This window comes from Ruegeria sp. AL12 (genome assembly GCF_056540885.1).
Map to the genome: position 1 here is coordinate 40,638 of NZ_JBQFXN010000002.1, position 26,612 is coordinate 67,249.

At 59.0% G+C, this 26,612-nt stretch carries 24 protein-coding genes; 9 read left to right on the forward strand and 15 right to left on the reverse strand.

The window, feature by feature from the left end; genetic code table 11:
- Positions 1-13 precede the first annotated feature (13 nt).
- The 12 genes from ACR0C6_RS08075 to ACR0C6_RS08130 form a co-directional block, all read right to left on the reverse strand.
- Positions 14-277, reverse strand: a complete 264-nt coding sequence (locus ACR0C6_RS08075; protein ID WP_171169778.1) for a hypothetical protein — start codon at positions 275-277, stop codon at positions 14-16.
- Complete coding sequence (locus ACR0C6_RS08080; protein ID WP_480446452.1) at positions 234-1,757, reverse strand: cytochrome D1 domain-containing protein; 1,524 nt, start codon at positions 1,755-1,757, stop codon at positions 234-236. Before ACR0C6_RS08080 ends, ACR0C6_RS08075 begins: the two co-directional genes overlap by 44 nt.
- A 76-nt stretch (positions 1,758-1,833) precedes the next feature.
- Positions 1,834-3,048 carry a heme d1 biosynthesis radical SAM protein NirJ gene (nirJ, locus tag ACR0C6_RS08085; protein WP_480446451.1) on the reverse strand — a complete coding sequence of 405 codons (1,215 nt, stop codon included), beginning with the start codon at positions 3,046-3,048 and terminating at the stop codon, positions 1,834-1,836.
- 3 nt (positions 3,049-3,051) lie between these two features.
- On the reverse strand, positions 3,052-3,534 hold the full coding sequence (gene ahbB / locus ACR0C6_RS08090) for a siroheme decarboxylase subunit beta (RefSeq protein ID WP_480446450.1): 483 nt from the start codon (positions 3,532-3,534) through the stop codon (positions 3,052-3,054).
- Entirely contained in the window at positions 3,531-3,980 is a 450-nt protein-coding gene (locus ACR0C6_RS08095) for an Lrp/AsnC family transcriptional regulator (RefSeq protein WP_480446449.1), read from the reverse strand. Before ACR0C6_RS08095 ends, ahbB (ACR0C6_RS08090) begins: the two co-directional genes overlap by 4 nt.
- Positions 3,977-4,966, reverse strand: a complete 990-nt coding sequence (gene ahbB, locus ACR0C6_RS08100) for a siroheme decarboxylase subunit beta (protein WP_480446448.1) — start codon at positions 4,964-4,966, stop codon at positions 3,977-3,979. The genes ACR0C6_RS08095 and ahbB (ACR0C6_RS08100) overlap by 4 nt, the downstream gene beginning before the upstream one ends.
- 3 nt (positions 4,967-4,969) lie before the next feature.
- Complete coding sequence (locus ACR0C6_RS08105; RefSeq protein ID WP_480446447.1) at positions 4,970-6,115, reverse strand: cytochrome D1 domain-containing protein; 1,146 nt, start codon at positions 6,113-6,115, stop codon at positions 4,970-4,972.
- On the reverse strand, positions 6,112-6,495 hold the full coding sequence (locus tag ACR0C6_RS08110) for a c-type cytochrome (protein ID WP_171119357.1): 384 nt from the start codon (positions 6,493-6,495) through the stop codon (positions 6,112-6,114). Before ACR0C6_RS08110 ends, ACR0C6_RS08105 begins: the two co-directional genes overlap by 4 nt.
- Entirely contained in the window at positions 6,488-7,249 is a 762-nt protein-coding gene (cobA, locus tag ACR0C6_RS08115; RefSeq protein ID WP_480618840.1) for a uroporphyrinogen-III C-methyltransferase, read from the reverse strand. The genes ACR0C6_RS08110 and cobA overlap by 8 nt, the downstream gene beginning before the upstream one ends.
- A 198-nt stretch (positions 7,250-7,447) precedes the next feature.
- Complete coding sequence (locus tag ACR0C6_RS08120; protein ID WP_480446445.1) at positions 7,448-7,849, reverse strand: cupredoxin domain-containing protein; 402 nt, start codon at positions 7,847-7,849, stop codon at positions 7,448-7,450.
- Positions 7,850-7,904: 55 nt separating this feature from the next.
- Positions 7,905-9,689 carry a NapC/NirT family cytochrome c gene (locus ACR0C6_RS08125; RefSeq protein WP_480446444.1) on the reverse strand — a complete coding sequence of 595 codons (1,785 nt, stop codon included), beginning with the start codon at positions 9,687-9,689 and terminating at the stop codon, positions 7,905-7,907.
- 124 nt (positions 9,690-9,813) lie between these two features.
- Complete coding sequence (locus ACR0C6_RS08130; RefSeq protein ID WP_171119354.1) at positions 9,814-11,490, reverse strand: cytochrome D1 domain-containing protein; 1,677 nt, start codon at positions 11,488-11,490, stop codon at positions 9,814-9,816.
- A gap of 245 nt (positions 11,491-11,735) precedes the next feature.
- Here ACR0C6_RS08130 and ACR0C6_RS08135 point away from each other — a divergent pair, with 245 nt between their 5' ends.
- Positions 11,736-12,932 carry an NnrS family protein gene (locus ACR0C6_RS08135; RefSeq protein WP_480618841.1) on the forward strand — a complete coding sequence of 399 codons (1,197 nt, stop codon included), beginning with the start codon at positions 11,736-11,738 and terminating at the stop codon, positions 12,930-12,932.
- Positions 12,933-12,950: 18 nt separating this feature from the next.
- On the opposite strand, the gene ACR0C6_RS08140 is transcribed toward ACR0C6_RS08135, so the two are convergent.
- Complete coding sequence (locus tag ACR0C6_RS08140) at positions 12,951-14,063, reverse strand: Hint domain-containing protein (RefSeq protein WP_480618842.1); 1,113 nt, start codon at positions 14,061-14,063, stop codon at positions 12,951-12,953.
- Between the two features lie 267 nt (positions 14,064-14,330).
- Between ACR0C6_RS08140 and ACR0C6_RS08145 the strand changes: the two genes are divergently transcribed.
- The 6 genes from ACR0C6_RS08145 to ACR0C6_RS08170 are packed head-to-tail and all read left to right on the forward strand — an operon-like array spanning position 14,331 to position 19,747.
- A complete protein-coding gene (locus ACR0C6_RS08145; protein ID WP_152460362.1) occupies positions 14,331-14,780 on the forward strand; it encodes a c-type cytochrome in 450 nt (149 codons plus the stop codon).
- A gap of 16 nt (positions 14,781-14,796) precedes the next feature.
- Positions 14,797-16,164 (forward strand): cbb3-type cytochrome c oxidase subunit I, encoded by a 1,368-nt coding sequence (locus tag ACR0C6_RS08150; RefSeq protein WP_152460361.1) that lies wholly within the window; start codon positions 14,797-14,799, stop codon positions 16,162-16,164.
- Positions 16,165-16,169: 5 nt separating this feature from the next.
- The gene (locus tag ACR0C6_RS08155) at positions 16,170-16,979 is read left to right on the forward strand and encodes a CbbQ/NirQ/NorQ/GpvN family protein (RefSeq protein ID WP_371419757.1); all 810 of its coding nucleotides are present in this window, start codon (positions 16,170-16,172) and stop codon (positions 16,977-16,979) included.
- An 8-nt stretch (positions 16,980-16,987) separates the two neighbouring features.
- Positions 16,988-18,910 carry a nitric oxide reductase activation protein NorD gene (locus ACR0C6_RS08160; RefSeq protein WP_480618843.1) on the forward strand — a complete coding sequence of 641 codons (1,923 nt, stop codon included), beginning with the start codon at positions 16,988-16,990 and terminating at the stop codon, positions 18,908-18,910.
- Complete coding sequence (locus tag ACR0C6_RS08165) at positions 18,907-19,455, forward strand: cytochrome c oxidase subunit 3 (protein ID WP_480446440.1); 549 nt, start codon at positions 18,907-18,909, stop codon at positions 19,453-19,455. Before ACR0C6_RS08160 ends, ACR0C6_RS08165 begins: the two co-directional genes overlap by 4 nt.
- A gap of 22 nt (positions 19,456-19,477) precedes the next feature.
- Positions 19,478-19,747, forward strand: a complete 270-nt coding sequence (locus ACR0C6_RS08170; protein WP_480446439.1) for a cytochrome C oxidase subunit IV family protein — start codon at positions 19,478-19,480, stop codon at positions 19,745-19,747.
- Between the two features lie 55 nt (positions 19,748-19,802).
- Here the strand turns inward: ACR0C6_RS08170 and hemA are convergent, their stop codons facing one another.
- A complete protein-coding gene (hemA, locus tag ACR0C6_RS08175; RefSeq protein WP_171169751.1) occupies positions 19,803-21,026 on the reverse strand; it encodes a 5-aminolevulinate synthase in 1,224 nt (407 codons plus the stop codon).
- A 187-nt stretch (positions 21,027-21,213) separates the two neighbouring features.
- Here hemA and ACR0C6_RS08180 point away from each other — a divergent pair, with 187 nt between their 5' ends.
- Positions 21,214-21,906: a Crp/Fnr family transcriptional regulator gene (locus tag ACR0C6_RS08180; protein WP_152460355.1), complete on the forward strand. Its 693-nt coding sequence runs from the start codon at positions 21,214-21,216 to the stop codon at positions 21,904-21,906.
- Between the two features lie 206 nt (positions 21,907-22,112).
- Positions 22,113-23,120 carry a D-cysteine desulfhydrase family protein gene (locus ACR0C6_RS08185; protein WP_480446438.1) on the forward strand — a complete coding sequence of 336 codons (1,008 nt, stop codon included), beginning with the start codon at positions 22,113-22,115 and terminating at the stop codon, positions 23,118-23,120.
- 85 nt (positions 23,121-23,205) lie between these two features.
- Here the strand turns inward: ACR0C6_RS08185 and ACR0C6_RS08190 are convergent, their stop codons facing one another.
- The gene (locus ACR0C6_RS08190; RefSeq protein ID WP_480446437.1) at positions 23,206-26,526 is read right to left on the reverse strand and encodes an ATP-binding protein; all 3,321 of its coding nucleotides are present in this window, start codon (positions 26,524-26,526) and stop codon (positions 23,206-23,208) included.
- Between the last annotated feature and the right edge of the window lie 86 nt (positions 26,527-26,612).

The window sequence follows — 26,612 nt, forward strand, 5'->3', positions numbered from 1 at the left end:
TGAAAATTTGCACCTACCCGTCGGCCTCGTCCATCAATCCGCGCAGCCACCGACCGGCCAGCCATGCCGCAGGAATGCCCAGCGGAATCGACCAGAGGATCGCCGGCACCGGTTCAATTGCGCCGAACCCGACGCTGTGCAGGATAAGCCCGAGCAAAAACAGGTTGATGGCCACGGTCAACGCCGTGGCCGGATACAGCAGAATGGCCAGTTTCCAAACCGGCCATTTCCCCTCAGTGGCTGGTTCCTTCCGAGAAGGTGATCTTGTTCCAGACATTGTATTTCCCCGAAGGTTTGCGCATCGGCAGGCGGCGGATTTCTTCCAGCGTCTGCGCGTCATAAACGATCACCGCGCCGTCATCTTCCCAGATCGAAACCAGCGCGTGGCTGCCATCTCTGGTGAACTCGACATGGGCCACGGTTTTTCCGGGAGCGGGGCGCAGGGTCTTTACGATTTCAAGGCTTTGCTTGTCGATGACATGCATTGCGTCCTTGTTTGGGCCAAAGAAAACATCGGCCCAGACATAAGGCGAGTTCTCATGGCTGCGCATGAAAAACCCGGGGCCCTCGGTCTTGATCCGTTTGACGGTTTCCCAGCTTTCCATGTCGATCACCGACACGGCGCCATCTGTCAGGTGCGGCGTGGCCATCACGGTCGTATCGCCGTGTTTCCATGTGATCCCCGAGCCCAGATGCGGCATTCCGGGCAAATCCAGATCGGCCACCTTGTACCCGATCACCAGATCAATCACTTGCCCGCCCTTGCCATCGCGGGACGCCCCCATGACATATTCATAACTCTGGTCGAAAAAGAAATCGTCCAGATAGTCAGCTGTGGTGATCTTGCGCACAGGGAAAGGATCAGGGTTCTTGAACTGGCCTTCGATACGGAAATCATGACCAAGCCCGGATTGCGGGGGATTGGCGCCGTAGAACACTTCCCAAATCTCGGGCACATCCTTCAGCGCCAGAACAAAGCTCTCGCGCGGCGGGGCCTGATAGACGGCAGAGACGCGGCTCGGCAGGCCCTTCTTGCTTTTGACCTCGATGACCTTTGCGACGGAAAGGTCTTCGGTGGACAATACCGTCAGGCTGTTGGGCAGGTAATTCGCCACGGCTACCCATTTGCCATCGCCCGACATTGCAATATTGCGGCTGTTCAGCCCGGCACGCACACGGCCCACCTGTTTCAGCGCCCAGATGTCGTACTTCTGGACCCACCCGTCGCGCGACATGATGAAGACATACCGCCCATCCGGGCTGAACTTGGGGCCGCCATGCACGGCGAAGGGGGTTTCGAACCGGTCCAGAACCTCGAACGTGTCGCCGTCCAGAACGCTGACATGGTGATCGCCGGTTTCCACCACCAAGGTGATGTTCATCGGGTCGCTGTCCCAGACGGGCGCATCCACCGGTACATAGTCCTCGTCCAGCGTCCGGCTGGCCAGTATCTGGGCCTCGTCCCATTCGGGGTCGGATTCCAACGGCGATTTCAACCAACCGGCCAGCTCTTCGATTTGCAGGGCATCCAGCTCGTGCGAGAAGGCCGGCATCTGTGTCGCCGCGCGCCCTTCCGCGATTACCGCGGCAACCCGGGGACCCCGCATGCGTTTGAGCGTTTCAGGGATCAGCGCGGGGCCAACACCGCCCAGACGGTTCTCGCCATGGCATGAGGCGCAATGCTCCGCATAGTCCGAAGGCGCGTCGGCCCAGGCGACACCCGCACCCAGGATCGAGCATAATGCCCCAATCTTCATCTTTTCAAAAATACTCCCGCCGGAGGTTCCCGCACGCGCCACAGGCGCAGCGGTTGAAAACCTCGCACTTACGGTGTCAAAAGAACTGATGCGCCGGATCATGGCTTTTCCCCCGAAACGGTGTGACCTGAAGGCGTTCCCCTGCATCATCCACACCGATTTCCTGGTTGGACAGGTAACAGGCTGGATCCTCGGCCCAGGGATCACCGGTCAATTGCAGGGCGCGGATGCGGGTATTGCCGCCGCACACGTCTTTGAGTTCGCAGGCTCCGCAACGCCCCTTCAGCGGGCGTGGGCGGGTGCGTAGCATGGCAAGCATCGGATCATCGCTGGTCCAGAGTTCGGAAAACGATTTGGTCTTTACGTTGCCCACCGTGTAGTCAGACCAGTAAGTGTCCGGATGGACCCGGCCGAGATTGTCGATATTGGCAACACCCAAACCACTTGAGTTTCCACCCCACGCGGCCAGGTGCGCACGCACATGTGCAGCCTTGTCGGCGTCGAAATGCGTGCGAATCCAGTTCAGGAAATATCCGGCATCAGCGTCATTGTTCCCGGTCACGATATCCAGCGGACGACCGCCCGATGCGGCTTCCCAGGCGCGTTCCAGCAACAGATCCAGGCCTTTGCGCGTGCGCTGATGCGCGGCATCTTCGCCCCGGTTCTTGTCGCCGCGCCCCGCATAGACAAGATGCGACAGGTAGAACTTGTCGACACCTTCATCATCACAAAGGCTCAGCAAGTCAGGCAAGTGATGTTGCGTGCCTTCGGTCAGGCAGAACCGCAGACCAACCTTGATGCCGCGCTTTTTACACTCTCGCACACCGCGCAGGGCGTCCGCAAAAGCGCCCTCGACGCCACGAAACCAGTCATTCGTCGCTCCGATCCCGTCCAGCGAGATGCCGACATAGTTGAAGCCCACATCCGCTATCATATCGGCGGTTTCGTCATGGATCCGGGTCCCGTTGGTCGACAAGGCCAGCATTGGCACCAGATCACGGGCGCGTTTTGCAATGTCGAAGAAATCGAACCGATCCAACGGTTCCCCACCCGAGAGGATCAGGGCCGGGACGCGAAACTGGCCCAGATCCTCAAGGGTTACCATGGCTTGCTCATGGCTGAGCTCACCCGGGAACGCGACATCCGCCGAGACGGTGTAGCAATGGCGGCACTTCAGGTTGCAGCGCCGCGTCAGATTCCAGATCACAACCGGCTTTACCGGGCCGGGGCGCCGTTTGCGCACCGGAGTCGGCTTGACCAGCTGATGCATGTATTCGGTCAGGCGGAACATGTTTCAGCCTTTCTGTTTCAGGCGCAGTCCGGTCTTTTTCAGGATGCGCGTGGAATAAAGGATGTCGCTGCCGCGGCAGGCCGATCCCAGAATCGCGGCGATCTGGCCGCGTTTGTCTTCGACCTCGTCGGGCGTGCTGCCATGAACCATGGCGAACAGGTTGTAGGGCCAGTCGGGCAGGGCACGGGGCCGTTCATAACAATGGGTGACGAAGGGCAGTGCCCCGATATGAGCGCCCAGTTCGGTGATCAGGTCATCCTGCACGTTCCAGACGGTCATGCCGTTCGACGTCATGCCCAGCTTGTAATGATTGGGGGCTGCGGCGATCCGTCGGATCACCCCGCGCGCCTTCAGCGCGGCCAGCCGGTCCAGCAGGGTGGCCTCGGTCAGGCCCAGATCGGCAGCGACCCGCGCATAGGGCGCGGCCACCAGGGGCAGTCCCCCCTGAAGCGACTCGATGATTTGTCTGTCTGTTGCGTCGATCATGCCGCCACCCGGAAGCCGATGAAAAATTCCTGAAGTTTGGGGAAACGGAGAACACTGATCCCCGTTTCCCGTTCGATGGCATCGGCGGTGGCCTCGATCCCCTCGGGTGTTTCGGTGGCCAGCACGAACCACATGTTCAGCCGGTGCGTGCGTTCATAGTTATGTGCCACCTCGGGATGTGCATTGACTTTGGTCAGGACGGTTTCGAATTCTTCGGCTGGAACGGCCATTGCGCAAAGGCAGAAAGCCCCACCCATGGCCGCGGCGTCGAAAAACGGACCGAAGCGCGTGATGACGCGGTCATCTTTCATGCGGCTCAGACGCGACAGCAATTCCGCCTCGGACAGGCCAAGCTCTGCGGCGACGGTTGCGTAAGGGTGCGAAGTAAGCGGCAGATCCTCTTGCATACGATTCAGGATCGCACGATCCGTTTGGTCCAACGTCATGCGGCGACCTCCTTTGCCTGAATCAACGCGCCGGTCTGCTTGAAACAGCGGGTTGAGAACAGGACCTTGTGTCGCGCTCCGGCCAATTCGGGCAAGGCAATCGCCCCGGCCAGAACATCCAAAGCTTCACTCCGTGTGCGGGCATGGATCATGGAATACAGGCGATATGGCCAGACATCGGGAACCGGATTCCGCTCATAGCACAGGGTCACTCCCGGGAAGGCTGCCAAGGCTGGCCCAGCGGTTTCAATCTGTTCTGCCGGCAGGTCCCAGACCACCATCGCATTGGCCGACCAGCCAAGCGCCCGGTGACGCACAATGACGCCGAGCCGCGAGATTATTCCGGCGGCATGCAGGGCTTCGATCCGCTCCATCACGTCGGTGACATCCCGTTTCAGCGAACGAGCCAGAGCGGCATAGGGTTCTGACACCAAAGACAGCCCGGAACTCAGAGACTGTAGCAGGCAACGATCGCCCTCGCGCATGACGGATGCATCGACCTTTCGTGCCGAGGGCACGTTTTTGGCTCCGCCAGTCATGCGAAAACCAAGATCCACGTTGAAAGGGCGCACCAGCCGCAGGTCCAGCACCTGCAATCCGGTGGATCGACTGATCCGCGCAAGGGTATCGTTGACATGCGCGCGGTCCGGCCCGGTCGCGACAAACCACAGGTTCCACGCGTCTTCGCGTTGATAATTGTGATTCACGCCGGGTTCGGCATCGATCAGGGCGGCGACCTCCTCCAACCGATCTTCCGGAGCCGCCACGGAAGCCAGGGTGCTGGCCGTCACCGCGCCGGGCGTGATGGTGGCGCCAACCCGTGTAATGCGGCCTGTGGCGCGCATCCGGGACAAGCGATGAATGACTTCGGCTTCGTCCAGCCCGAGTGCGTTACCCAGCATCTGGAACGGTCTATCGGTGATCGGGAAGTCGCGCTGAAATTCGTCCAGCAGGCGGCGGTCGATCGGGTCCGTGATATGTCGCATCGGTTACAGCCCCGTTCTGTGCGCACGGGCGGTGAAGAAGATGCCGGACGGGCTGTCCGCGTCGATCTCGCGCAGTTTTTCAAAACTGTGCGTGTCGTAGACCATGACCTTGTTGGCATCGCGCACGCTGATCCAGACTTCATGCCCGCGTGGCGTGAACTCCATGTGCAAGACTGCGGGGCCGGGCTTGAATTCGTGGATGATCTGTTTGCTGACACTGTCGATCACCTGAATGGTGTCATTCAGCGGGTGGGCGAAATTCACCCAGACCTGCCGCCCATCGGGACGGGCCATGGCAAAGACCGGTTGCCCGTGGGTTTTGGTCTGTCCCGTTTCGGTCAGAGTGTCGGCGTCGATCCACAGAACCTCGTGATGGCCGACAGCGGGCAAAACGAACTCGCGGCCCGTCAGCGCCCAGCCTTCCAGATGAGGCATCTTGTAGACCGGCATTTCTTCCTGACCACGCCCGTAATCGGGTAGAACCCGGATCGGTTCGGGGGTTTCGGCCCACAGATCCAGCGCGGTCAGGCCGTCCTCGCCAAACAGACCGGTGATATAGGTGCGGCCATTGGCAGTGATCAGCGCGTCATAGGGGTTCTTGCCCATGTCCGGGATCTTGGTGATCTCTGGTGCGCCTTTTGCGAAATCGGCAATCCAGGTTTCCCCAGTGTCCCACATCGTGAAAACGAACCGCCGACCGGGCGCATCGACCAGGCCGATGGTTTTGCTGTCGGTCGGGATGTCCGCGATCATCTCAAGCGTGTCCGCATCGAATACGCGCACGCCACCGGGTTCGTAATTCGACACCGCCACAAGCTTGCCGTCGTCCGAAATCGCCCCGCCGATGGCGTTGCCGGCCTGCACGACGCGGTTCACGATCTGGCGGGTCACGATGTCGATCTTGGTCAGCCCGCCGTCGCGGCCAAACACATAGGCATACCGTTCATCAGGCGAATAGACCAAAGACGCATGCGACAGATCACCCAATCCCTCGATCCGGGCCAGAGCTGCACGGTCGGATTGATCCACCAGCAGAACCGAGCCCTTGGCGCGTTCGATGACCAGACCAAGGTCGCCTGTCGCGGTCGGTTCAGCCTGCGCTGTGGTCATCATCAATGTGGCTGCAAGGCCAAGAATGAAGTGTTTCATTGTGCCTCCTGTTCCAGCAGGTAACGGGCGATCCATTCGGCCTCTTCTTCACTGATCAGGGGCCGCCACGGGGGCATCGCGGTGTCGGGGATGCCGTCAAGGATGACGCTGGTCAAAACATCCGCGTCGTAGTGTTCAAGTGTCTCACTGCGCAGATCGGGGCCAAGGCCGCCCTTCAGGGACAGGCCGTGACAGGAACCGCAATCCTGATGCACAAGTCTTTTCAGGGTATCGGGATCGATGACATCCGCCGCGAAAGCAGAGGTCGCGGCCAGAACCGCAATGGTCAGACAGGTTCGCGCCGCCCACCCCGAGCGACCCGGCGATCTGTCGGTGCATGTTGGGACAATCCCCTGATCTCGTCTTCCCAGCTTAGCCATGGGCCTGTTCCGGAAGCTCGGCTACAGGCCGTTCGGCATAAAGCGAAACCACCTTGCCAATGATAAACAGCGTCGGCGCCTTCAGGTCGGCTGCACGCACATCCGTGGCCAACTGGTCAAGTCGTGACACAAGACGACGCTCATCAGGTGTCGTGGCCTTGCCCACCGCCAGAACTGGTGTCGAGCCTGGCAGGTTCTCGGTCATCAACCCCATGGCGATCTGACCGATATTGGCGACGCCCATATAGACCACCAGTGTCGAGTCCGGATCGGCAAGACGTTTCCAGTCCAGATCCAGCACTTTGTCGGCCTGCCGATGTCCGGTGACATATTGAACCGAGGTCGCCAGCCCGCGATGGGTCAGCGGCACACCCGTCGAACAAGACGCCCCCTGGGCCGCCGTGATGCCCGGTGCGTATTCGACAGCGACACCGCGGGCCATCAGATAGGCAGCCTCTTCCGAACCGCGGCCAAAGATCATGGGGTCGCCGCCTTTCAGCCGGGCGACCGTGTGACCTGCGCTGGCTTCTTCAAGCAGTATTTCGTTGATGCGGTCCTGCGGAACGGTGTGGCATTTGGGGGCCTTGCCGACAGGGATCAGCCTGGCGCCTTCCGCGTGCAAGTTCAGAATGTCGGCGGACACCAGCCGGTCAAAAACCACGACATCCGCTTCTTGCAGCATCCGCAGTGCGCGCAGGGTCATCAGCTCGGGGTCGCCGGGGCCTGCGCCAATCAGAAAAACCTTACCGCTCATGTGCAAACTCGCTTGGTCTGAAAGTCTTCGAGACCCGGTACTCCAAGCAGATCCGTTGCGTTTGCAAGACGTTGCTGGGTGAGCCGGGCGTGTCATGGGGGAAGATTGGCCCAATCGAAAACCAACCTCCTTGACATAAGTTAAGGAGCGCGGGATTTGCGCCCACGCTCCTTCATCTTGCCTGTATTGTGTCTTGTTTCAGGGTTCGACGGTGATCATTCCGATCATGTTCTGTGTCTCCCAATGCGGGCCGCACAGATAGTCCTGTGGGCCGGGCGTGAGAAGGGTCAGTTCAACCGATTCCTCGGGGAACAGGCGATCACTTTCAGGTTGGCTGCCATCCTTCAACAGAACGGAATGGCTGGTGCGTTTGTCGACATTCACCCATCGGACAGTTGTGCCTGCCTTCACGGTCAATTCGGATGGGCAAAAATTGTATTTGTACATCAGCACCACTTCGGCGTCTTCGACGGCCGACGAAGGCTGACCGAACAACTCGACATAGCGCTCTTCGGCCTCGGCGCAGATTTCGGCGGTTTCGTTCGCCCAGGCGGGCGCGGCCAGAAGCAGCAGCGCGGGAAGAAGGCGTTGGGGTTTCATGGTCCATGACTCCTTTCCAAGAGTGGCCGGGGCCGGTTGACCCGGCCCCGATCCGTCATTGTTTGACCACGTTGATGAACGCGCTGTCATCATCCAGCGCCAGGCTGGTATTCAGCGTCACGTGGTGGAACCTTGCGGCGGTAAAATCGTCGTGGATGGCAAAGCCAACGGTATAGGTCTTGCCTGCCTCCAATGGCACATCACCGGGCGCGCCGGAATTCAAGGGGCGCGTAAACACCACGGTCCACATGCCACCGGACAGTTCGGCCGATGCGGCGATTTCACCATCATTGACCACGCGCTGCTCCAACAGATAGCCATTGGTGGCGCTTCCGTCGGCGTAGACACGCATCAGGTCAAGATAGGTGCCGTCGGCCAGATACTGCTCGATCTGTTCCTCGGCTTTCAGCTTGTCCCAGCCCCCCAGGGCCTTACCACGGCGACCTTTGACCTCAACATCCGTGCGGCTTTCGCTGATGTATTTGGTAATGGTGTCCGTGGCATCGAGGCGACCGGCAACATCCGCATTTGCCGCGATCGCATCCGCTTCGGGCGCAAAGGGCATATAGGTGTTGTCGGCGTGGCACGAAGCCCAGCATCCCACCTGATCGCCCAGCTCGATACCAGTGCCGGTAATCATCATGGCAACCTTGATCTGGTTGTCCGGGTCCATCTTGCCGCCATCGACGAACGGGGCAGGATTGTGACCCGCGTCCGGCCATTGCAGGCGAATGTACAGGTTTTCGTCGTCATGCGCCGCCTGAACGGTTGCGTCGATGACACCGCGTTTGCCCGGGATCGGAGTCGGTTCCAGATCTCCACCCGCAACGATCTTGTTGCCTATGGTGTCCAGTTCCTTGGCGTGACAGGTGGTACACTGATCCCCGCCTTTCGTCAGGGGGCGCGCGCCACCATGGAACTTGCCGTTCTGGACCCATTCAAACGAGGCCTGCCCGGGGTAGAACAGTTTCAGATCCGCTGCGGCCACTGCGTTCCAGTCGATGTTGGACCCAACGTCGCTTGCTCCGCCAGAGGGCGCCGCGGCGTCTTCACCGGAGGTTTTCGCACGTTCTTCTTCCAAAGCAGCGTCAACAGCCGCTGCGATCTGGGCCTGAACGGCCTCTTGCTGAGCCTTTTTGGCGGCTTTTTCCGCTTCTGCTTCAGCGGCCTCTTTGGCTTCGATCTTTTCGAGACTGGCCAAATATTCCGGAGGGATGGGCCGGATGAAGTCCGGGTTCGGTGCTTCAAGCTTTTCCAGATACTCTTCGTCCGCCCGGTCGCGTGCATCCGAGTGTGCAATCCCCTTGTGGCAGTCGATACAGGTCTGTCCGACAGTCATCGCATTGAGGTGCTGCTGACGGGCGCGAGGTTTCTGAAATTCGGGCATCATCGATTCGAAATCGTGACAGTTGCGGCATTCGCGCGAGTCTGTGGCCTTCATCCGCTCCCATTCGTTCATGGCCAGATGTACACGTTTGGCCTCGAACTTTTCACGGGTGTTGATGGTACCGACCATCTTGCCATACAGCTCTTTGGACGCCTTGATCTTACGTATCATCTTATGGGTCCAGTCTTTGGGAACGTGGCAGTCGGAACAGACAGCCCCCACACCCGACCGGTTCACGTCATGGATCGTGCCGGTATATTCTTCGTAAACAAAATCTCGCATCTCGTGACATGAGATGCAGAATTCCTTGGTGTTTGTGGCTTCCATTGCGGTGTTGAACCCGCCCCAGAAGATGATGCCGGCGGCAAAGGCCCCGGCGATACCGGCCACAGGCATTCCCCATAGGAAATACCGGCGCCAGATCGGTTTTTTCTTTTCCGGTTCGGAGGTCATATCCGGGCTCCGTTTTGGCTGTATTGTCTGGCCCTTGGTGGCAGGCCGGTGAGTTTGGCTGATGACTCAAACAAGGAAAGGGCGGGCGAGGGGCCCGCCCTTTCCTGTGGTCGTCCTGACCTCGTCAGGTGACGTGGTTCGACCGGTTGTAGACGTTGAACTTGCCGGTCGGGGCATAAAGCCCATCGATGCGGCCGATTTCTTCCAGCGTCTTCGCGTCGAAGATCACGATCTGACCATTGGGTTCCTTCGAGTCCGACAGGTTCCACTTGGAAACCCAGACCTCGGTACCGTCAGCGTTGAATTCGAAGTGAACAGCGGCGCTGCCTTCGTCTTCAGTGATCTGGATCGTCTTCACGATTTCGCCGGTTTCTTTCGAAATGACCTGCACGGATTGCTGCACTTCCGGTTCCGGATGCTTGGTCTGGTCAGCCCAGATGTAATCCGAGTTCGGGTGGGTGCGAACGAACAGGCCGGGGCCGTCGGTTTCCACTTCGTAGCAAACTTTCCAGGCGTCATCCGGACGGTTTTCAGGATCGTTGCCCCAAACGGTCACGGTACCGACACCAAGGTGGGTTGTGCCCGCCACAGGTCCACAGTTCGGGTCGACCCAGTTGGCGCCCGGACCAGGGTGCGGCAGCGCGGCTGTATCGATCATCGCCTCAAGCTTGTGGGTTTCGGTATCGACAACCACCATCTTGTTCGACGCGTTTGCGGCGATCTGGAAATACCGGCCTGTCGGATCGAAGAACCCGTCATGCAGGAACTTGGCGCTGTCGATCTTGTCGATCCGAAGGTTGTCCAGATCGGTGTAATCGACCTGCCACAACTGTCCCAGTTCTTTCACGGCAACGATCCAGGTGGGTTCATTCGGAGTGGTGTAGATGGCTGCCACACGGGCTTCTTCCACATACTCACCGTCGACGTTCACGCCGCGGGTCGATACGACCTTCACCGGTTCCATGGTCTTCGCGTCAACGATAGCAAAGTGCGGCGGCCAGTAGCCACCACCGATGACGTATTTACCATCGCCGGAAACGGCGACGTCACGGGCGTCATATGCAATCTTGACTTCGGATACCAACATCTTGTCCGGCGTCTGCCAAAGGTCGATTTTGGTCATCTTGCCGTCGCGACCCATTGTGTACCAGAAGCGGCCGGGGTGTTCTGGCTCGGTCAGGCTGTGGTGTTCGGACGCTTTCAGAACGTGCACTGCGTAGCCAGTGGGGATGTGGGTCAGCACCTCTTTGGTGTCGCCGTCGATCACGGCCACCTTGCCTACGTCACGTTCGATGACGACAAAGAAGTTTTCCCAGTTGCGGCCGTGCAGCGGCTCGGTCGGATAGTCCTCTTCTTCGACATAGACCTTACGCGTCGCCATCATCTGTTCCAGCGACATTTCAGGTGGTTTTGGCGGCTCCATCATGATGTAGGTCGCCATATCCTTGATTTCCTGCTCGGTCATGATGTCCGAGAAGTTGTTCATGCCGCCTTCGGTACCCCAGGCGATAATCTTTTCAAGGCGTTCCTGCCCCAGTTGCAAGGTGCCGCCTTCGGTTACAGTGCCGTCGGCTGCGGTCTTCTTCCAATGCGGTTCCAGGTTTTTACCCGTGGCACCTTTGCGCAATACGCCGTGGCAGCCTGCGCATTGTTCGAAATAGAGCTGTTTAGACGATTCAAAGGCTTCTTCGCTCAAAGTTGGCTCTTCGGCGAAGGTCGGAGCAGCGACGCTGCCCAACAACATTGCCAATCCGACCCCGAAGGCGCGGCCGGGTTTGTTGTAGCTGATTCCAAGTGACATGATCACTCTCCATATGCGTGGTGAGGCGGTGTCGAGAGTGAAACATCACGTGGATGTCATCCTTGACCAAAGTCAACGGCAAGGGTGCAGACAAAGCACTTTGGAAAGAAAACACAGATCAAAACCCCCAATAAATCTTGTGTTTCTCACACATGTTTAAGCCCAGTCTTGATTTTGGTTAAGGGCGCCGGGTCATGCGGGCACTACACATTGTTCAACGGCGGGAAAAGCTATGGAGAGCAGGCATGACAGCTGTAATCGCGCGTGTTTTCAGTGAAGGGTTCCGGGTCTTTTTTCTTTCGGCGGGTCTTTACGGTATGTTTGCAGGAGTCGCGTGGGGCGTATGGTTGGCGTCGCTCGACGGACTGATGCCCTACATGGAACAGAGTTACGCGATGCCCCCGGTGATGTGGCACGCGCATGAGATGATTTTTGGGTATGCAACGGCCGCCTTGGGGGGGTTTTTTCTGACCGCCGTGCCGAACTGGACCGGTGCGCCCGAGGCGCGGGCCCGCTTTATCACGCTTGTCGCATTGATCTGGATGGCCGGGCGTCTGGCGGTCTGGTTTTCCGGAGTGTTGCCACCCTTGTTCGTCGCAGTCGTGGACCTGAGCTTTGTTCCCATTCTGGCGCTGAAGATTGCCAGTCAACTGGTTCGTCGGCCCAAGCCCCAGAATATGGTGTTTCTGTATCTTCTGGTTCTGATGTTGGCCTCGAACGTTATGGTTCATTTGGAATGGATGGGGGTCACGGTGGATACGCTGAATACCGGCATTCGGGCCGGGCTTTTGACCTTGTGTTCGATGATCGCGATCCTGGGTGGCCGGATTACGCCGGCTTTTACACGCAATGCCATGAAAAGAGCGGGTCAACCCGAAGCATCGTGGCCGGTATCCGTGGCCAGGCTGGACAGGGCGACGATGATTCTGGCGCTGTTGCTGCCCCTGCTTGTGCTTGCACTTGATGTCGGGCCTGTAGCGGGGGCCGTTGCTTTGGTGATGGGCAGTGTTCAACTGATGCGCATGGCGCGTTGGAGAACAGGCTGGGCCTTGCGTCAACCGATCCTTGTCGCGCTGCATCTGGGTCTCGGGATGCTGGCGCTGGGTCTGATTCTCTGGGGGTTGGCGGCCATCGGGATGGGAAATGAGATCGGCGCGCTCCACGTTCTGGGCATTGGTTGCGTTGGTGGCATGACCCTTGCCGTAATGAGCCGCGCCGCCTTGGGCCACAGCGGTCGTCCCCTTGTCGCGCCAAAGCCCATGGCGATTGCCTATGGCTTGATGGCGGTTGCAGCGCTTGTGCGTTGGCTGGGATCCGACATGGCAGGAGGGTACATGACGGCGATGCTGACAGCGGATGGATTTTGGATCGCGGCAATGGGGCTGTATCTGTTTGCCATGTGGCCTGCCCTGACCGGCCCCCGCGCCGTGCAACAGACCTGAGGCCGGTTCAAGCGGCGCCTATCGTTCAGCGACCAGAGGCCGCGCGTTCTTGATATGACGATGGACCAAAGCCCGAGCGCGTTTCCCTTTTTCCGGTATCCGTCGTGCGGCCAGCGGAACGTAATTGCGCTGATCCAATTCAGGGAACAATTCAAGAATTTCCGCCCGTGCGTCCGGGTGAACACTGGACAAGGCCTGCGCACCGGTGAGCAGGCTTTCGGAAGGTGCGCCTTCCGCATAGATGATCTCGTGACGGTCGAACAAAAGATGGACATAGGTCACAGCACGGGTGTCATCAGCGATTGAAATGCCGGGCACGCCGACAAGAATGTGAGCAGGAACAAGAACCTCTTCGGCGTCGAACATTCTGACGGCAATCGGCGACCGGACCAGCATACGGTGTTGCGGTGACACGAAAAGATCACGCTGGGGCAAGTGATCGCCCAGTGAACCGGCCTCGATCCGGATGGGCTTCAGCCTGGGACGGGCGCGAAGCGCCGCCTGATCCAGATGTCGCGTGCCGATCCAGCGTATGTGTTGCGGTCCGTTGTCGGCGGTGACGACCGCGTCACCCACCTTCAAATCCTCGATGGACCTCGGACCTTTTGGAGTCATTATCAACGTTCCGGCTACGAAGCACGGCACGTCAATGATAGTGGTCGGATCAGTTGTGTCAGGAGCATTGGTCGGCGTAACATTCACGATGTTCATCGAGTATGTCGTGCCGGGCACAAGGGGTTCAGAGGTTATGTAACCACCCAAAGTTCCGTCAACTTCCACACGATAAACTGTAATCGTACCCCCGCCTGGTTTGGACAGAATATAGGATTCTTCCAGGTAAATTGGGCCACTAAGAAAGGTGGTCGAGCCATCAAGGGTGGTGATGGTGCCGGTCTGCGTCAGATCATCGCCGTCTTCGTTGTCGAAGCGGTCACCGTTGAAAACATCGCCAGTATCGACAATGGGTGGTCCGCCGCCGTTTTGAATAAATCCACCGGCTGCGTCTGTCACGCTGAACAAACGACGATCCGTGTCAGGATCAAAATTGACATCCAATGTAACCGTATCCGGCCCAATCGTATTCACCGTGATTACGCCGGGCGTATAACCGATATAGGAATAGTTTGCCATTTTAACCCATCACTATTTGACACGGGATTTACACTTGTTCTCTCAAGCGCTTGGATAACTCCGCTATACTAAAATGTCGACGCGACATTCCTCACGATTGGTTCAGATATCAAGGCGAACCCCAGGCTTTTTCGTGGTTCTTGCTGTTTGTCAGGCATCCGACCTCGTTCCAGAGCATACTTGAGAAGTCTTGACTTTCGTTAAGGCACTCCCGCGTCCCGCCCGTCATGTTGCAGACACTAGCTAATCTGCGCAAAGGAGAGCGCAATGCGAGACGTCATGACAAAGAGCATGGCCCGCAATATTTTTTATGGCGGGTCACTGTTCTTCATTCTCATCTTTCTGGCCCTTTCGGCCCATTCCCACTGGTATATCGTCAATTCCGAAAATGCCGCAAAACTGGATGACAGTGTGGTCCGGGGCAAGCATGTCTGGGAAAAACACGCGTGTGTGAACTGTCATTCGATTCTGGGTGAAGGGGCCTACTTTGCTCCGGAAGTCGGCAACGTGATGACCCGCTGGGGCGTGCTGGACGACCCGGAATCAGCCTTTGAATCCCTCAAGGGCTGGATGGAAGCACAACCGACCGGCATTCCCGGTCGTCGGCAAATGCCCAATTTCAACCTCAGCGACGAAGAACTCCGTGACCTGACCAACTTCCTGATCTGGACGGACAACATCGACGCGCAGGGCTGGCCGCCCAACGAGGCAGGCTGAGAAAGGGAACGAAACAATGAAATACGAATCCCAAAAAATCGCCTATGCCTACTTTGCGGTAGCCATGGCGTTGTTCGCGATACAGGTGATCGGCGGCCTTCTGGCCGGTTTCATCTATGTATTCCCCAATTTCCTGAGTGAGCTTCTGCCGTTCAACATCGTGCGGATGCTGCACACCAACTCTCTGATCGTCTGGCTGATCCTGGGTTTCTTTGGTGCGGCCTACTTCCTGATCCCGGAAGAAGCCGAGCGCGAGATCCACTCGCCCAAGCTTGCCTATCTACAACTGATCATCCTTGTTGTCGGCACGTTGGGCGTGGTCGTCACCTATGTCTTCAACCTGTTCGAAGGCAACTGGCTGCTGGGCAAAGAGGGGCGCGAGTTCCTGGAACAGCCCAAATGGGTCAAGGCCGGTATCGTCGTGGCTGCATTGATCTTCCTTTACAACGTGTCGATGACCGTTCTGAAAGGCAAGAAGACAGCCATTACCAACATCCTGCTTCTGGGCCTTTGGGGTCTGGCGCTGCTGTTCCTGTTCGCCTTCTACAACCCGGGCAACCTGTCGCTGGACAAGCAATACTGGTGGTATGTCGTCCACCTGTGGGTCGAAGGTGTGTGGGAACTGATCATGGCCTCGATCCTGGCCTATCTGATGCTCAAGCTGACCGGTGTGGACCGTGAGGTGGTCGAAAAATGGCTATACGTCATCGTCGCCGCCGCGCTGTTCTCGGGCATCCTTGGCACGGGTCACCACTATTACTGGATCGGTACGCCTGCATACTGGCAGTGGATCGGTTCGATCTTCTCGAGCCTCGAGGTGATCCCGTTCTTTGCGATGATGGCCTTTGCCTTCGTCATGGTCTGGAAGGGCCGTCGTGACCACCCCAACAAGGCCGCGTTGCTGTGGTCGCTGGGCTGTGCCACTCTGGCGTTCTTCGGTGCTGGTGTCTGGGGCTTTCTGCACACGCTGCACGGGGTGAACTACTATACCCACGGCACGCAGATCACCGCAGCCCACGGTCACCTGGCCTTCTACGGCGCCTATGTCTGCCTCAACCTTGCGATCTTTAGCTATGCGATGCCGATCCTGAAGAACCGTGATCCCTACAATCAGGTTCTGAACATGGGCTCGTTCTGGCTGATGACCAGCGGCATGGTCTTCATGACCTTCGTGTTGACCTTCGGCGGCACCGTGCAGACACATATGCAGCGCGTGGTCGGAGACTACTTCATGGACGTACAGGACCAGATCGCGATCTTCTACTGGATGCGTCTTGGCTCTGGTCTGGTCGTTGTCCTTGGGGCGCTGCTGTTCATCTATTCGATCTGGGTTCCCCGCAAAGAGGTCATCGAACCCGGCGCAGCTGAAACCCCTGCGGAGTGATGGATATGGATGGCTCCATGAACCTGAAAGAGGGGGCGGCAAACGCCCCCTTCTACCTGCCCCAGGGCGATGAATGCGATGTCTTCACCGCCGCTTACAAAAACGACCTGCCGGTTCTGCTGAAAGGCCCGACGGGCTGCGGCAAGACCCGCTTTGTGGCCCATATGGCCGCCAAACTTGGCCGCCCGCTTTATACCGTGGCTTGCCACGACGATCTGGCCGCCGCCGACCTGATTGGCCGCTACCTGTTGAAAGGCGGAGAAACCGTCTGGGTCGATGGCCCCCTGACCCGCGCGGTGCGCGAAGGCGCGATCTGCTATCTGGATGAGGTGGTCGAGGCCCGCAAGGACGTGACTGTCGTACTGCACCCGCTGACCGACGACCGGCGCATCCTGCCGATCGACCGCACCGGCGAAGAACTTGAGGCCGCGCCCGGTTTCATGCTGGTGGCGTCCTACAACCCCGGCTATCAGAATATCCTGAAAACCCTCAAACCCTCGACCCGGCAGCGGTTCATCTCGTTGGAGTTCGACTTTCCCTCGCCTCAGATGGAAGCCGAAGTGGTCGCGCAGGAAAGCGGCCTGCCGCTGGAACGCTGCAAGCCGCTGGTGCGGCTGGCGGGCAAGCTGCGCGGGCTCAAGGGTCAGGACCTCGAGGAAGGCGTGTCCACCCGGCTGGTCGTCTATGCCGCGACGCTGATCGCGCAGGGCATGTCCACCGACCGCGCCATCCTCGCCGCCATGATCGAACCTCTGACCGATGACGAGGATATCAAACGCGGGCTCCTCGATCTTGTCACCGCCGTCTTTGGGTGAGGCCGGCGATGGTCAGGATCGACTTTGAGCCATGGGAACCCGAAGAAACCATCGGGAAACTGTGGCACACCCTTGCCAGCCGCCTCGATGCACCCCAGGTGCATGTTGGAGCCGCGGTCGACCTTTCCGAGGTCGCGGGGCGGCTGGCAGTCCTCTTTCGGGGGCTTGGGGGTAGTCCGGGCGTTGAATTGCGCCCGGTCTCACCCGAGGTTTCGCGCCACCGCCTGAGTTGGCGCCGCAAACTTGCAACCGAAGTGGAATTGATGCCGCGCGCCTCGTTCGACGGAGAGGTTTTGCGTCTGCCCGACCGTCTGGCCGTATTCCCCGCACGCGAGGCAAACGGCGCGCTCTATGTCTGGTTGGCCGCCGCCGCGGCCCATGCCGGAACCCGAATTGACGAAGATGATCCACTGCGTGCCGACCTGCGTGCCTTGATCGCCGCCCGGCACATGGTCGAGGCGACTCTGGACGATGCGCCTGGCTTGCGTCCGCTGTATACCGAGCTGTGCAAGGGCGTGCTGTATCAGCGCGACATCCCCAGCCTGCCGCCTGCCGAGGCCGCGGTTGAAGAACTGATCCTTCATATGCTGGGCGATCCCAAGCCCCTGTCGGATCAGGCCGAGCACCTTCTGGCACTTGACGACGATCTGATCGCCCCGCGCGGCTATCAGCCGATGCGTCCGGTTCCCCTGTGGCCGGAGTTGCGGGCAGTTGGGTTCTCGGAACACAACGAGGTTGAAAACCCCGATACCGAAGGCCCGCCAGAGGAATCCGGCGAAAAGACACACCGTGCCCGGCGCCGCAAATCGGATCAGGCCGAGCGCAGCGACAGTTTCATTCTGCACAAGTTCGAAGCCATCCTCAGTTGGGCCGAGTTTCTGAATATCAATCGTCGCATCGATGACGACGATCCCGACAACGCCAAGAAGGCGGCTGACGATCAGGAAGAGATCGGTCTTGGCCAGATTTCAAAGGCGCCGCCTACCAGGTTGAAGCTTCACCTTGATCTGGCACCCGAAGACGTCAACCGCGAACGCCTGTCAGGCCGTATTCTATATCCCGAATGGGACGTGCGGACAGGTCAATACCTGCCGGATCATGTGAACGTTCTGCTTTCGGATGCCGATATCCGCGGCGATGCTGCCGAGTTCGGCAAGGATCCGGCCACTGCGCGCCGCATTCGCGCCGTCAAGCGCCAATTCGAGGCGCTGCGCCCGGGGCGCGTGATGACCCGGGGCCATCTGGACGGGGATCAGCTGGATATGGAAGCCGCCGTTCGGGCGCAGGTTGACCGCTGCGCAAATGGTGAAGGGACGGAACGCGTCTGGATGCAATCCCGCCCCGAGGCCCGCGATCTGGCGGTGTCGATCCTGCTGGATGTCAGCCGATCCACCGAAAGCGCGGTCACAGGCCGCGCCGTGATCGATATCGAACGCGAGGCGCTGGCGGCCTTGGCCTGGGGCCTGAACGCTTGCGGTGACGATTTCGCCATTCATGCGTTCAGCTCCCTCAAGCGTCAGCGCGTGTATGTGCAGCGTTGCAAACGGTTCGACGAACCGATGGGAACCAAAGTAGAACAGCGCATCGCGTCGCTGCGCCCGGGACATTATACAAGGTTGGGCGCGGCAATCCGGCACTGTTCCGCAGATCTGGCCAGCCAGTCCCGCAAGCGCCGATTGCTGCTGGTCATTACCGACGGAAAGCCAAACGACCTGGATCACTACGAGGGGCGCCACGGCATCGAAGATACCTGCATGGCCATACGCGAGGCGCGCCGGGCCGGACAGTCGGTGTTCGGCGTCACCATCGACAAAACCGGCAAAAGCTGGTTTCCGCGCATGTTCGGACAGGGCGGTTTCGCCGTCATTCCAGATCCGCATCGCCTGACCATGGCCCTGCCGCATATCTATCGCCAGTTGGTCGGCGCATGAGTGATGCCTCTCTGATCGACGAACTGCCGGGCGAGTTCCTGATGTGGGTTCTGATCATTTCGGAACTGCTGGTCTTTGGCGCGGGGATGATCGCCTTCATGGGGGTACGCCTGACCGATTCGGCAGGTTTTGCCGAGGCGCAGTCGCATCTGCATCGCACGGGTGCGGCATTGAACACGGCGGTATTGGTGACATCCGGCTATCTGGCCGCGCAGGCGCTGCATTGGCGGCGGAACATGCAACGTTTTCGGGCCCGTTTGGCACTGATCCTTGCCGCGGTTCTGGGTGTCGTGTTCCTGATCATCAAGGGTGCGGAATACGCCGACAAGGCGTCTCAGGGGATAGGATACGAAACGCATCCATTCTTTCTGTTCTACTACATGCTGACCGGCTTTCATGCCGCGCATGTGCTGGCCGGGGTTGGAATTCTGTTGCTGGTGGCCTGGCGCGACGACCCCAGTAGCGTCGAAGCGGGCGCGCAGTTCTGGCACATGGTGGACCTGGTCTGGATCATGCTGTTTCCAGTGATCTATCTGCTGGGATAGTCGGATGGCCCAACCTTCATCTTTGACCAACAGTTCTCACCAGAGGTCGCCGAACTCTCTGACCCAGGCTTGGCTTGGGCTTTTGGCGCTCAGCGTGGGATCCGCGCTGCTGACCTTGATTGGGGCACCAACCGCGATCATCGCTGGCGGTATCCTGTTGCTGGCGCTGATCAAGGCCCGCGTGATCCTGAAACACTACCTGGATTTGGAGAACAGCCAAAGCTGGCTGCGTGGGTTCACCATGGTGTTGACCGGATTTTCCGTAGTTGTTTTTGCGCTCTATCTGGTCTGAGGCAAAAAAATGCCGCCCCAAGAGGCGGCATAAATCAAGCAAAGGGGGGTTCTGATTACTGAGCGGCCTGTGGGATCCGCGCGATCTGACAACGTTGCCAGAGCGCCGACAAGGCACCCACCAGATGATCGATATCCTCATCTGTGTGGACCGGCGACGGCGTGATCCGCAAACGTTCGGTGCCCTTGGGGACAGTAGGATAGTTGATCGGCTGGATGTAGATGCCGAATTCTTCAAGTAGCGTATCCGAGATGAATTTGCACTTCACCGGGTCGCCCACCATCACCGGGATGATATGGCTGGGGTTCGGCAGATGCGGTATCCCTTCCGCATCCAGACGGGCGCGCACCTGATCCACACGGGCCTTTTGCAGATCACGCTCGGCGCTTGACTGCTTCAGATGCCGGATAGATGCGGCCGCACCGGCCGCGATCGAAGGTGGCAGGGCCGTGGTGAAGATGAAGCCGCTGGCAAAGCTGCGAACGAAATCGCACAGCGCGGCCGAGGCTGCGATGTAGCCGCCGACCACGCCGAAGGCCTTGCCCAGCGTGCCTTCGATCACGGTCAGGCGATCCATCAGGCCCTCACGCTCGGCAATGCCACCGCCGCGCGGGCCATAGAGGCCGACGGCGTGAACTTCGTCCAGATATGTCATCGCGCCGTATTTGTCGGCCAGGTCGCAGATTTCCTTGATCGGCGCGATATCACCATCCATGGAATAGACGGATTCAAAGGCGATCATCTTGGGCGCGTCAGGGTCGGCGGCGGCCAGTTTGGCCTCCAGATCCGCAAGATCGTTATGTTTCCAGATCACTTTCTGCGCCCGTGAGTGGCGGATGCCTTCGATCATCGAGGCATGGTTCAGCGCATCAGAGAAAACGATCAGACCGGGGATCTTCGCAGCCAGCGTTCCCAGAGCGGCCCAGTTTGACACATAGCCCGAGGTGAACAGCAAAGCGGCCTCTTTGCCATGGAGATCTGCCAACTCTGCCTCGAGCAGAACGTGGTCATGCGTCGTGCCCGAAATGTTGCGCGTTCCGCCCGCACCGGCGCCACAACGCTCCAGCGCATCGTGCATGGCGTTGATGACCGCAGGGTGTTGCCCCATTCCAAGGTAGTCATTCGAGCACCAGATACGCACATCCCGCTGGATCGAACCATCGGTCTGGCGAGCGTTCGGGAAGGCTCCGCAACGTCGCTGCAAGTCGATGAAAACCCGATAGTTTCCTTCATCTTTCAAAGCGTCGAGGCTCTGGCTGAAAAATCGCTCGAAATCCATCTGACATGCTCCCCGGATAACTGGCTGCGAACCGACCCTAGGGCAGCGACGGGCCCCGTGACATGACAATTGTCAAGTTGATCGTCAAGAAAAAGACTGGCACTGCCACGCCGGCTTTGGCATAGCAGGGCATTGGGGATGATATCCCGGGCCATCGCCCGGACTGGATGAAGAAGGGAATGCCTTCATGTCACACGAGGCACAAAAGGCGATTGCGCGGCAGTCTCTGCTTCTGCGCAGCCTGCCGGATCAGCATGTGGATACTTTGCTGCGGCAAGCGATTTGGCGGCAATATGACCGTGGCGAGACGATCTTTCTGCAAGAGGAAGAAGCCAAGGCCGTGCACGTCGTGCTGGCGGGTTGGGTCAAGCTGTTCCGTATCTCTCCGACCGGGGCGGAAGCGGTGGTGAGCGTTTTCACCCGCGGAGAAAGCTTTGGTGAGGCCGTTGCGCTGCGCAACGTGCCGTATCCCGTGTCCGCCGAAGCCGTCTCAGCCTGTGAAGTGATGCACATTCCCAGCCCGGTGCTGCTGTCACTCATGAAGGAAGACCCGGAAATCGGCGTTTCAATTCTGGCTGCGACGTTCACGCATCTGCATGCTCTGGTGGCGCAGCTGGAACAATTGAAGGCGCAAACCGGGGCGCAACGCGTCGCAGAGTTTCTGTTGAACCTGTGCGATCGCGATTCCGGTCGCTGCGAGGTGGAACTGCCTTACGACAAGATGCTTATCGCCGGACGTCTTGGGATGAAGCCCGAAAGCCTGAGCCGCGCGTTTTCGCGGTTGAAACCCGTTGGCGTCAAGATCAACAGGAACCACGCGGATATCGCCGACATGGACGATTTGCGCAACTACGCCGAAAGCGACACCAGCGAGAGGTGATTGATCACCGGCGGCCGGACCCTTCGGCGCTGCAAATTCACGGAAAACCCGTTATCCGAAACTGGCCAGCTCCAACGGGGGCTTCAGTCGGGCGCTTTTGCGCGTGACCGGCTGTCTTCCACGCTTTCCTAAACCTCACTATCCTGATCAGCAGTGCCATCCATCGGCACGAGTCTTTTGCATGAAAATGAAGGGGCACCTGGTCCATGATAGACGCAGCGCTTTCAAACTATTCCCGCGCAAGGTTGATGACATCGGTCACACCGGTCGAACGGCTTGAGCGTCTTTCTGACCAACTGGGGCTGGACCTGTGGATCAAGCGCGACGACCTAACCGGGCTCAGCTTCGGCGGAAACAAGACCCGCCAGCTGGAATTTTATATGGGTGAGGCGCTGAGGCAGCGGGCGGACACCATCCTGATCACAGGTGCCGTGCAATCCAATTTCGTGCGCACCGCGGCAGCTGCGGCGGCAAAGCTGGGAATGTCATCCGTTCTTCAATTGGAAGACCGCGTGACGAATATGGGCGAATACTACCATCGATCCGGGAATGTTCTTCTGGCACAGCTTCTGGGGGCGGAACATATTGGCTATCCCAAGGGTGAGGACGAGGCGGGCGCGGACGGCGCTCTTCACGAACGCGCCGAGGAACTGGTTGCCATGGGTCGGAAGCCATACGTGATCCATCTGGGCATAGATCACCCTCCGCTGGGGGCATTGGGCTATGTGGCGGGGGCGGCCGAGTTGCATACTCAGACCAGCGATTTCGACGCCGCGGTGGTGCCGTCGGGAAGCGGGGCAACCCATGGCGGGTTTCTGGCCGGATTGCGTTTGGTCGGACAGACTGCGCCTGTCTACGGCATATGCGTGCGTCGCGATCAGAACCAGCAGCACGCGCGTCTGCAAAAGGTCCTGGGGCGATTGGCGACCATGATGGGTTTCGACCCTGCTTTGGTCATGGAAGACATCTATACCTGGGACGGCGCCTTGGCACCCGGATATGGGCGGATCGGCCCCGCAACCCGCGAGGCGTTGACCCTGATGGCGCGCTCCGAGGGCATTTTTCTTGACCCTGTTTATTCCGCCAAAACCTTTGCAGGGCTTCTTGGGCTGCTTGAACAAGGTGCCATCGAAAAAGGCCAGAAAGTTGTTCTGCTGCACACGGGTGGTCAACCTGCGTTGTTCGGATATCAGGACGAGTTGCAACCGAGTTGAAACAGCGCAGCATTGCGCCTGTGGTCCTACAGGGCAACAGGATGAACGCAAAGGTGTTGTCCGCCGAACTGGCCGGGTCAGTACCCTATGACACTTTCGATTGATTGAGCAAAGACATGGCCTGCGCGACATCGCGGGTCTGCGCGCCGCCAACGATCGTGGCCAAAATCTTTCCAAGATCAGGCGGCGAGGCCGGCGTGCAGCCAAAGCGGTCGCAAGTTTGCACGTAATCCACCGCTGTGCGCAGTTCGAACATTCTTGCCTGCTGTTTGCGTGCGGTTTCCAGAGCCTCCGTGAACAGATCATCTGCGGCACTGTCCGTGGACCGCACCAACGCCTGTATCCGATCCGTCTCGGGCTGAGCCCAGGCTTCATTGGTCAGAACCTGCTGTTCACGGGCTTCATCCAGCAGGCGCTGAGCCGCCTTCGGGTCGTTCGCTTTCAATGACGCTTCGGCAAGGGCCGTCAGGAACACCGGCTTGTAGTTTCCGGCCCCGCTGGCCCACCAGGCTTCGGACGCGTCGCGCATTGCTCGGATCGTTTCCGGGCCTGGCTTGATCTGTGTGTCCGCCCAACACCGCCAGACATTCGCCGTCAGTGTCATGAAGGGGAAGGTGTGTTTGGTCGCCAGTTCCTCAAGACGCGCGGCCACGTCGTAAACCTGTTCAGGTTCACGCCGCAACAGGTGCAGCATACACAGATATGTCAGCGTCTGTGCCAGGCTATGAGCGTGATTGAGTTTCTGCGCCGCCGAGATCGCCTGATGCTGAATCTCGAGCGCGCGGTCCGGTTCTCCGCGCAACCAAACCGTCATGCTCAGGAAGCAGGATGTAATGGCGGCATGATCCGTGCCGTAGACATAGGCAAGACGGCTGTGCTGCTGAGAATCATACAAGCGCAGCGCTTGTCGCAGATGTGCATAGGCGGCGTCCTGCTGCCCGATATGCAACAAGACGGCACCCATGGCCCGGTGGGCAATCATTATGTGATGCGTTTCGTCGGTCAGCTTGGACAGGTCCAGCAACTGCGCCGCGACGTCCCTGGCCAAGTCGTATTCGCCGCGGACCAGATGATACGCATAGAGACCATTGAGCACAGGGAACAATTGTTCGGTTTCGCCCAGCCGATTGCACAGGTCGCGGATCCGGGCATACACCGCCCCCGTTTCATCGGCCGCGATGCCAGCGGTCGAGCGCAGAACGCCGGCCCGCAATGTCTGGATCTTGGTTTCCATGCGGTCGCGGTCAACCGAGTCTTCCTGCTGTTCAAGCAACGCCAACGCACGCCCCAGCTGAGTGGCTGCTTCAATCCCGGCCGAGCGTTCAACGGCACGTTGTCCGGCCAGATACCAGTGTTCTATCGCTTCGTCCGGCATATCTGCCATCGTGTAGTGATGAGCCAGAATTTCCGGACCGGCAGAGTTTTCGTGCAACGAGGCAGAGTTCAGTGCTTGGACCACACGCGCATGCAGCGTTCGCCTCTCGCGTTTCAGCAGGCTGTTGTAAGCGGTGTCGCGAATGAGAGCGTGACGGTAACTGAACGTCTCCTCGGGCTCTGAGTCTGAAACGATCACGATCCCGGCATCCACAAGCAAATCCAGACCGGATCGCAACGCCCGTTCATCAAAACGGGACACACTTGCAATCATCGGATAAGAGAATTGCGGGCCAATGACAGCGCCGATCTGTGCCACTTCCTTGGCCGAGCTCAGACGATCGAGACGAGCCATCAAGGCATCATGCAGTGTCTTCGGCACAGTGGGTGATGGCGTGGACCGGTCGATCGTATAGGCGTCGGCGCGTTCGGTCAGAAGATCGGATTCCAGCAGATCCTTCGTCACCTCTTCTACGAACAGCGGGACGCCGTTGGATCTGGCAGCAATCAGGTGGTGAACTTCGTCCGGGACGGTCTTGCCCTTGGCAACGTCGTTCACGATCTCTTTGACCTGCGCGAAATCCAGTTGTTGAAGCGCGACGTGCATCAGGTTGTGCGATTGTGGCCAGTCCGTATCAAAGCCTATCCGATAGCTCATGACCATCAGCAGGCGCGCGTTCTCTATTCGGGTTACAAGCTGATCAAGCAGAGTCTTTGTCGTTGGATCGATCCAATGTGCATCTTCAAACAGCAACAGGGTTGGGGTTTCCTGCGCCAGGCCGATCACATGATTGACCAGCATGTCCAGCGTCTGCTTCATGATCTGCTCAGGGGTCAAGTCCAGCGGGCCAAGGCTGTCTTCAAACGGGACCGACAACAGTGCCGCAGCCAGTTTCAGAGACCCTTCAGAAGGATCACCCAGAACGCCGTGGATCTTGTTCAATTTTTCGTCCGCACTGTCACCGGCCCGCAGTTCGGCCGCGTTTTCAAGCTGGCGAATGATCGGGTACAACGCGCTTGCGTCATGAAAGGGCGAACACTGAAATCGAAGCTGTCGGTGTTTTGCGTCCGGGATCGTGCGGCGAAGCTCTTCGATCAGCCTGGATTTTCCTATGCCCGCCTCGCCCGAGACCAGCACCACCTGACCTTGACCCTGACGGGCCAGCTTCCACTTGCTTTGAAGGGTTTCATGCTCCTGCGCGCGCCCGACCAATGAACTCATCCGGGCGTCGTCTGCCGCAAGAAAACGGCTGAGAGTCTGGCGCGTGCCGGTGACCTGCCAGGCTTCGACCTCTTTGGCAAAGCCTTTCAACTGAAACGTACCACGGCGCACATATTCGAACGCATCACCCGCCAACTCCCGTGTCGTCGGCGCGACGATCATTGTCCCCGGATCAGCCATCGATTGAAGCCGTGCGGCAAGGTTCGGGGTCTCGCCCATGGCGGTTCCATCCTCGAACATCTTCTCTCCCCGCAGGTCACCGACGACAACCAGGCCGGTCGCGATCCCTATGCGGACTTCAAGATGTGCATGCGTGCGGATTTCCGGAATTTCGCGAACGATCCTAAGACCTGCATGAATGGCGCGTTCCGGGTCGTCTTCATGCGCATGCGGAAAGCCAAAAAACACCATGATGCCGTCGCCATAGTAACTGGCGATATGCCCGTCAAAAGCGGCGACCGCAGCGGCGCAGGTCTCTTTGAACAGCCTCAGAACCTCGGCCAGATCTTCAGGATCCAGCTTTTGCGATATCGCCGTCGATCCAACAAGATCGATGAACATGACCGTCAGCTGTCTGCGCTCTGCAATGATGTTGGGTTCTTGATGCGCGCGATGTGATCCCGCAGGCTGCCCGGTTTCATCCCGTATTGCTTTCAGAAAGCGGCGTCTGGGTCCAAGGGGCAGGCCGATCGTGACAAGGTCATCGTCGCTCAGTTCCGGCAGATCACCCAGTTCGACCTCGTGCCGGGAGAAGGCGTCGACATATTTGGACAAGCCGTTTCGGATCAGCCATTCATCTATGTCAGCCATTTGACCACCATGCATGGCCGCGACCAGGCCGATCCAAGCATTCCCCATTTCCCTCTGGTTGAAAGGACCAGCCCCGGGCGCAGTCC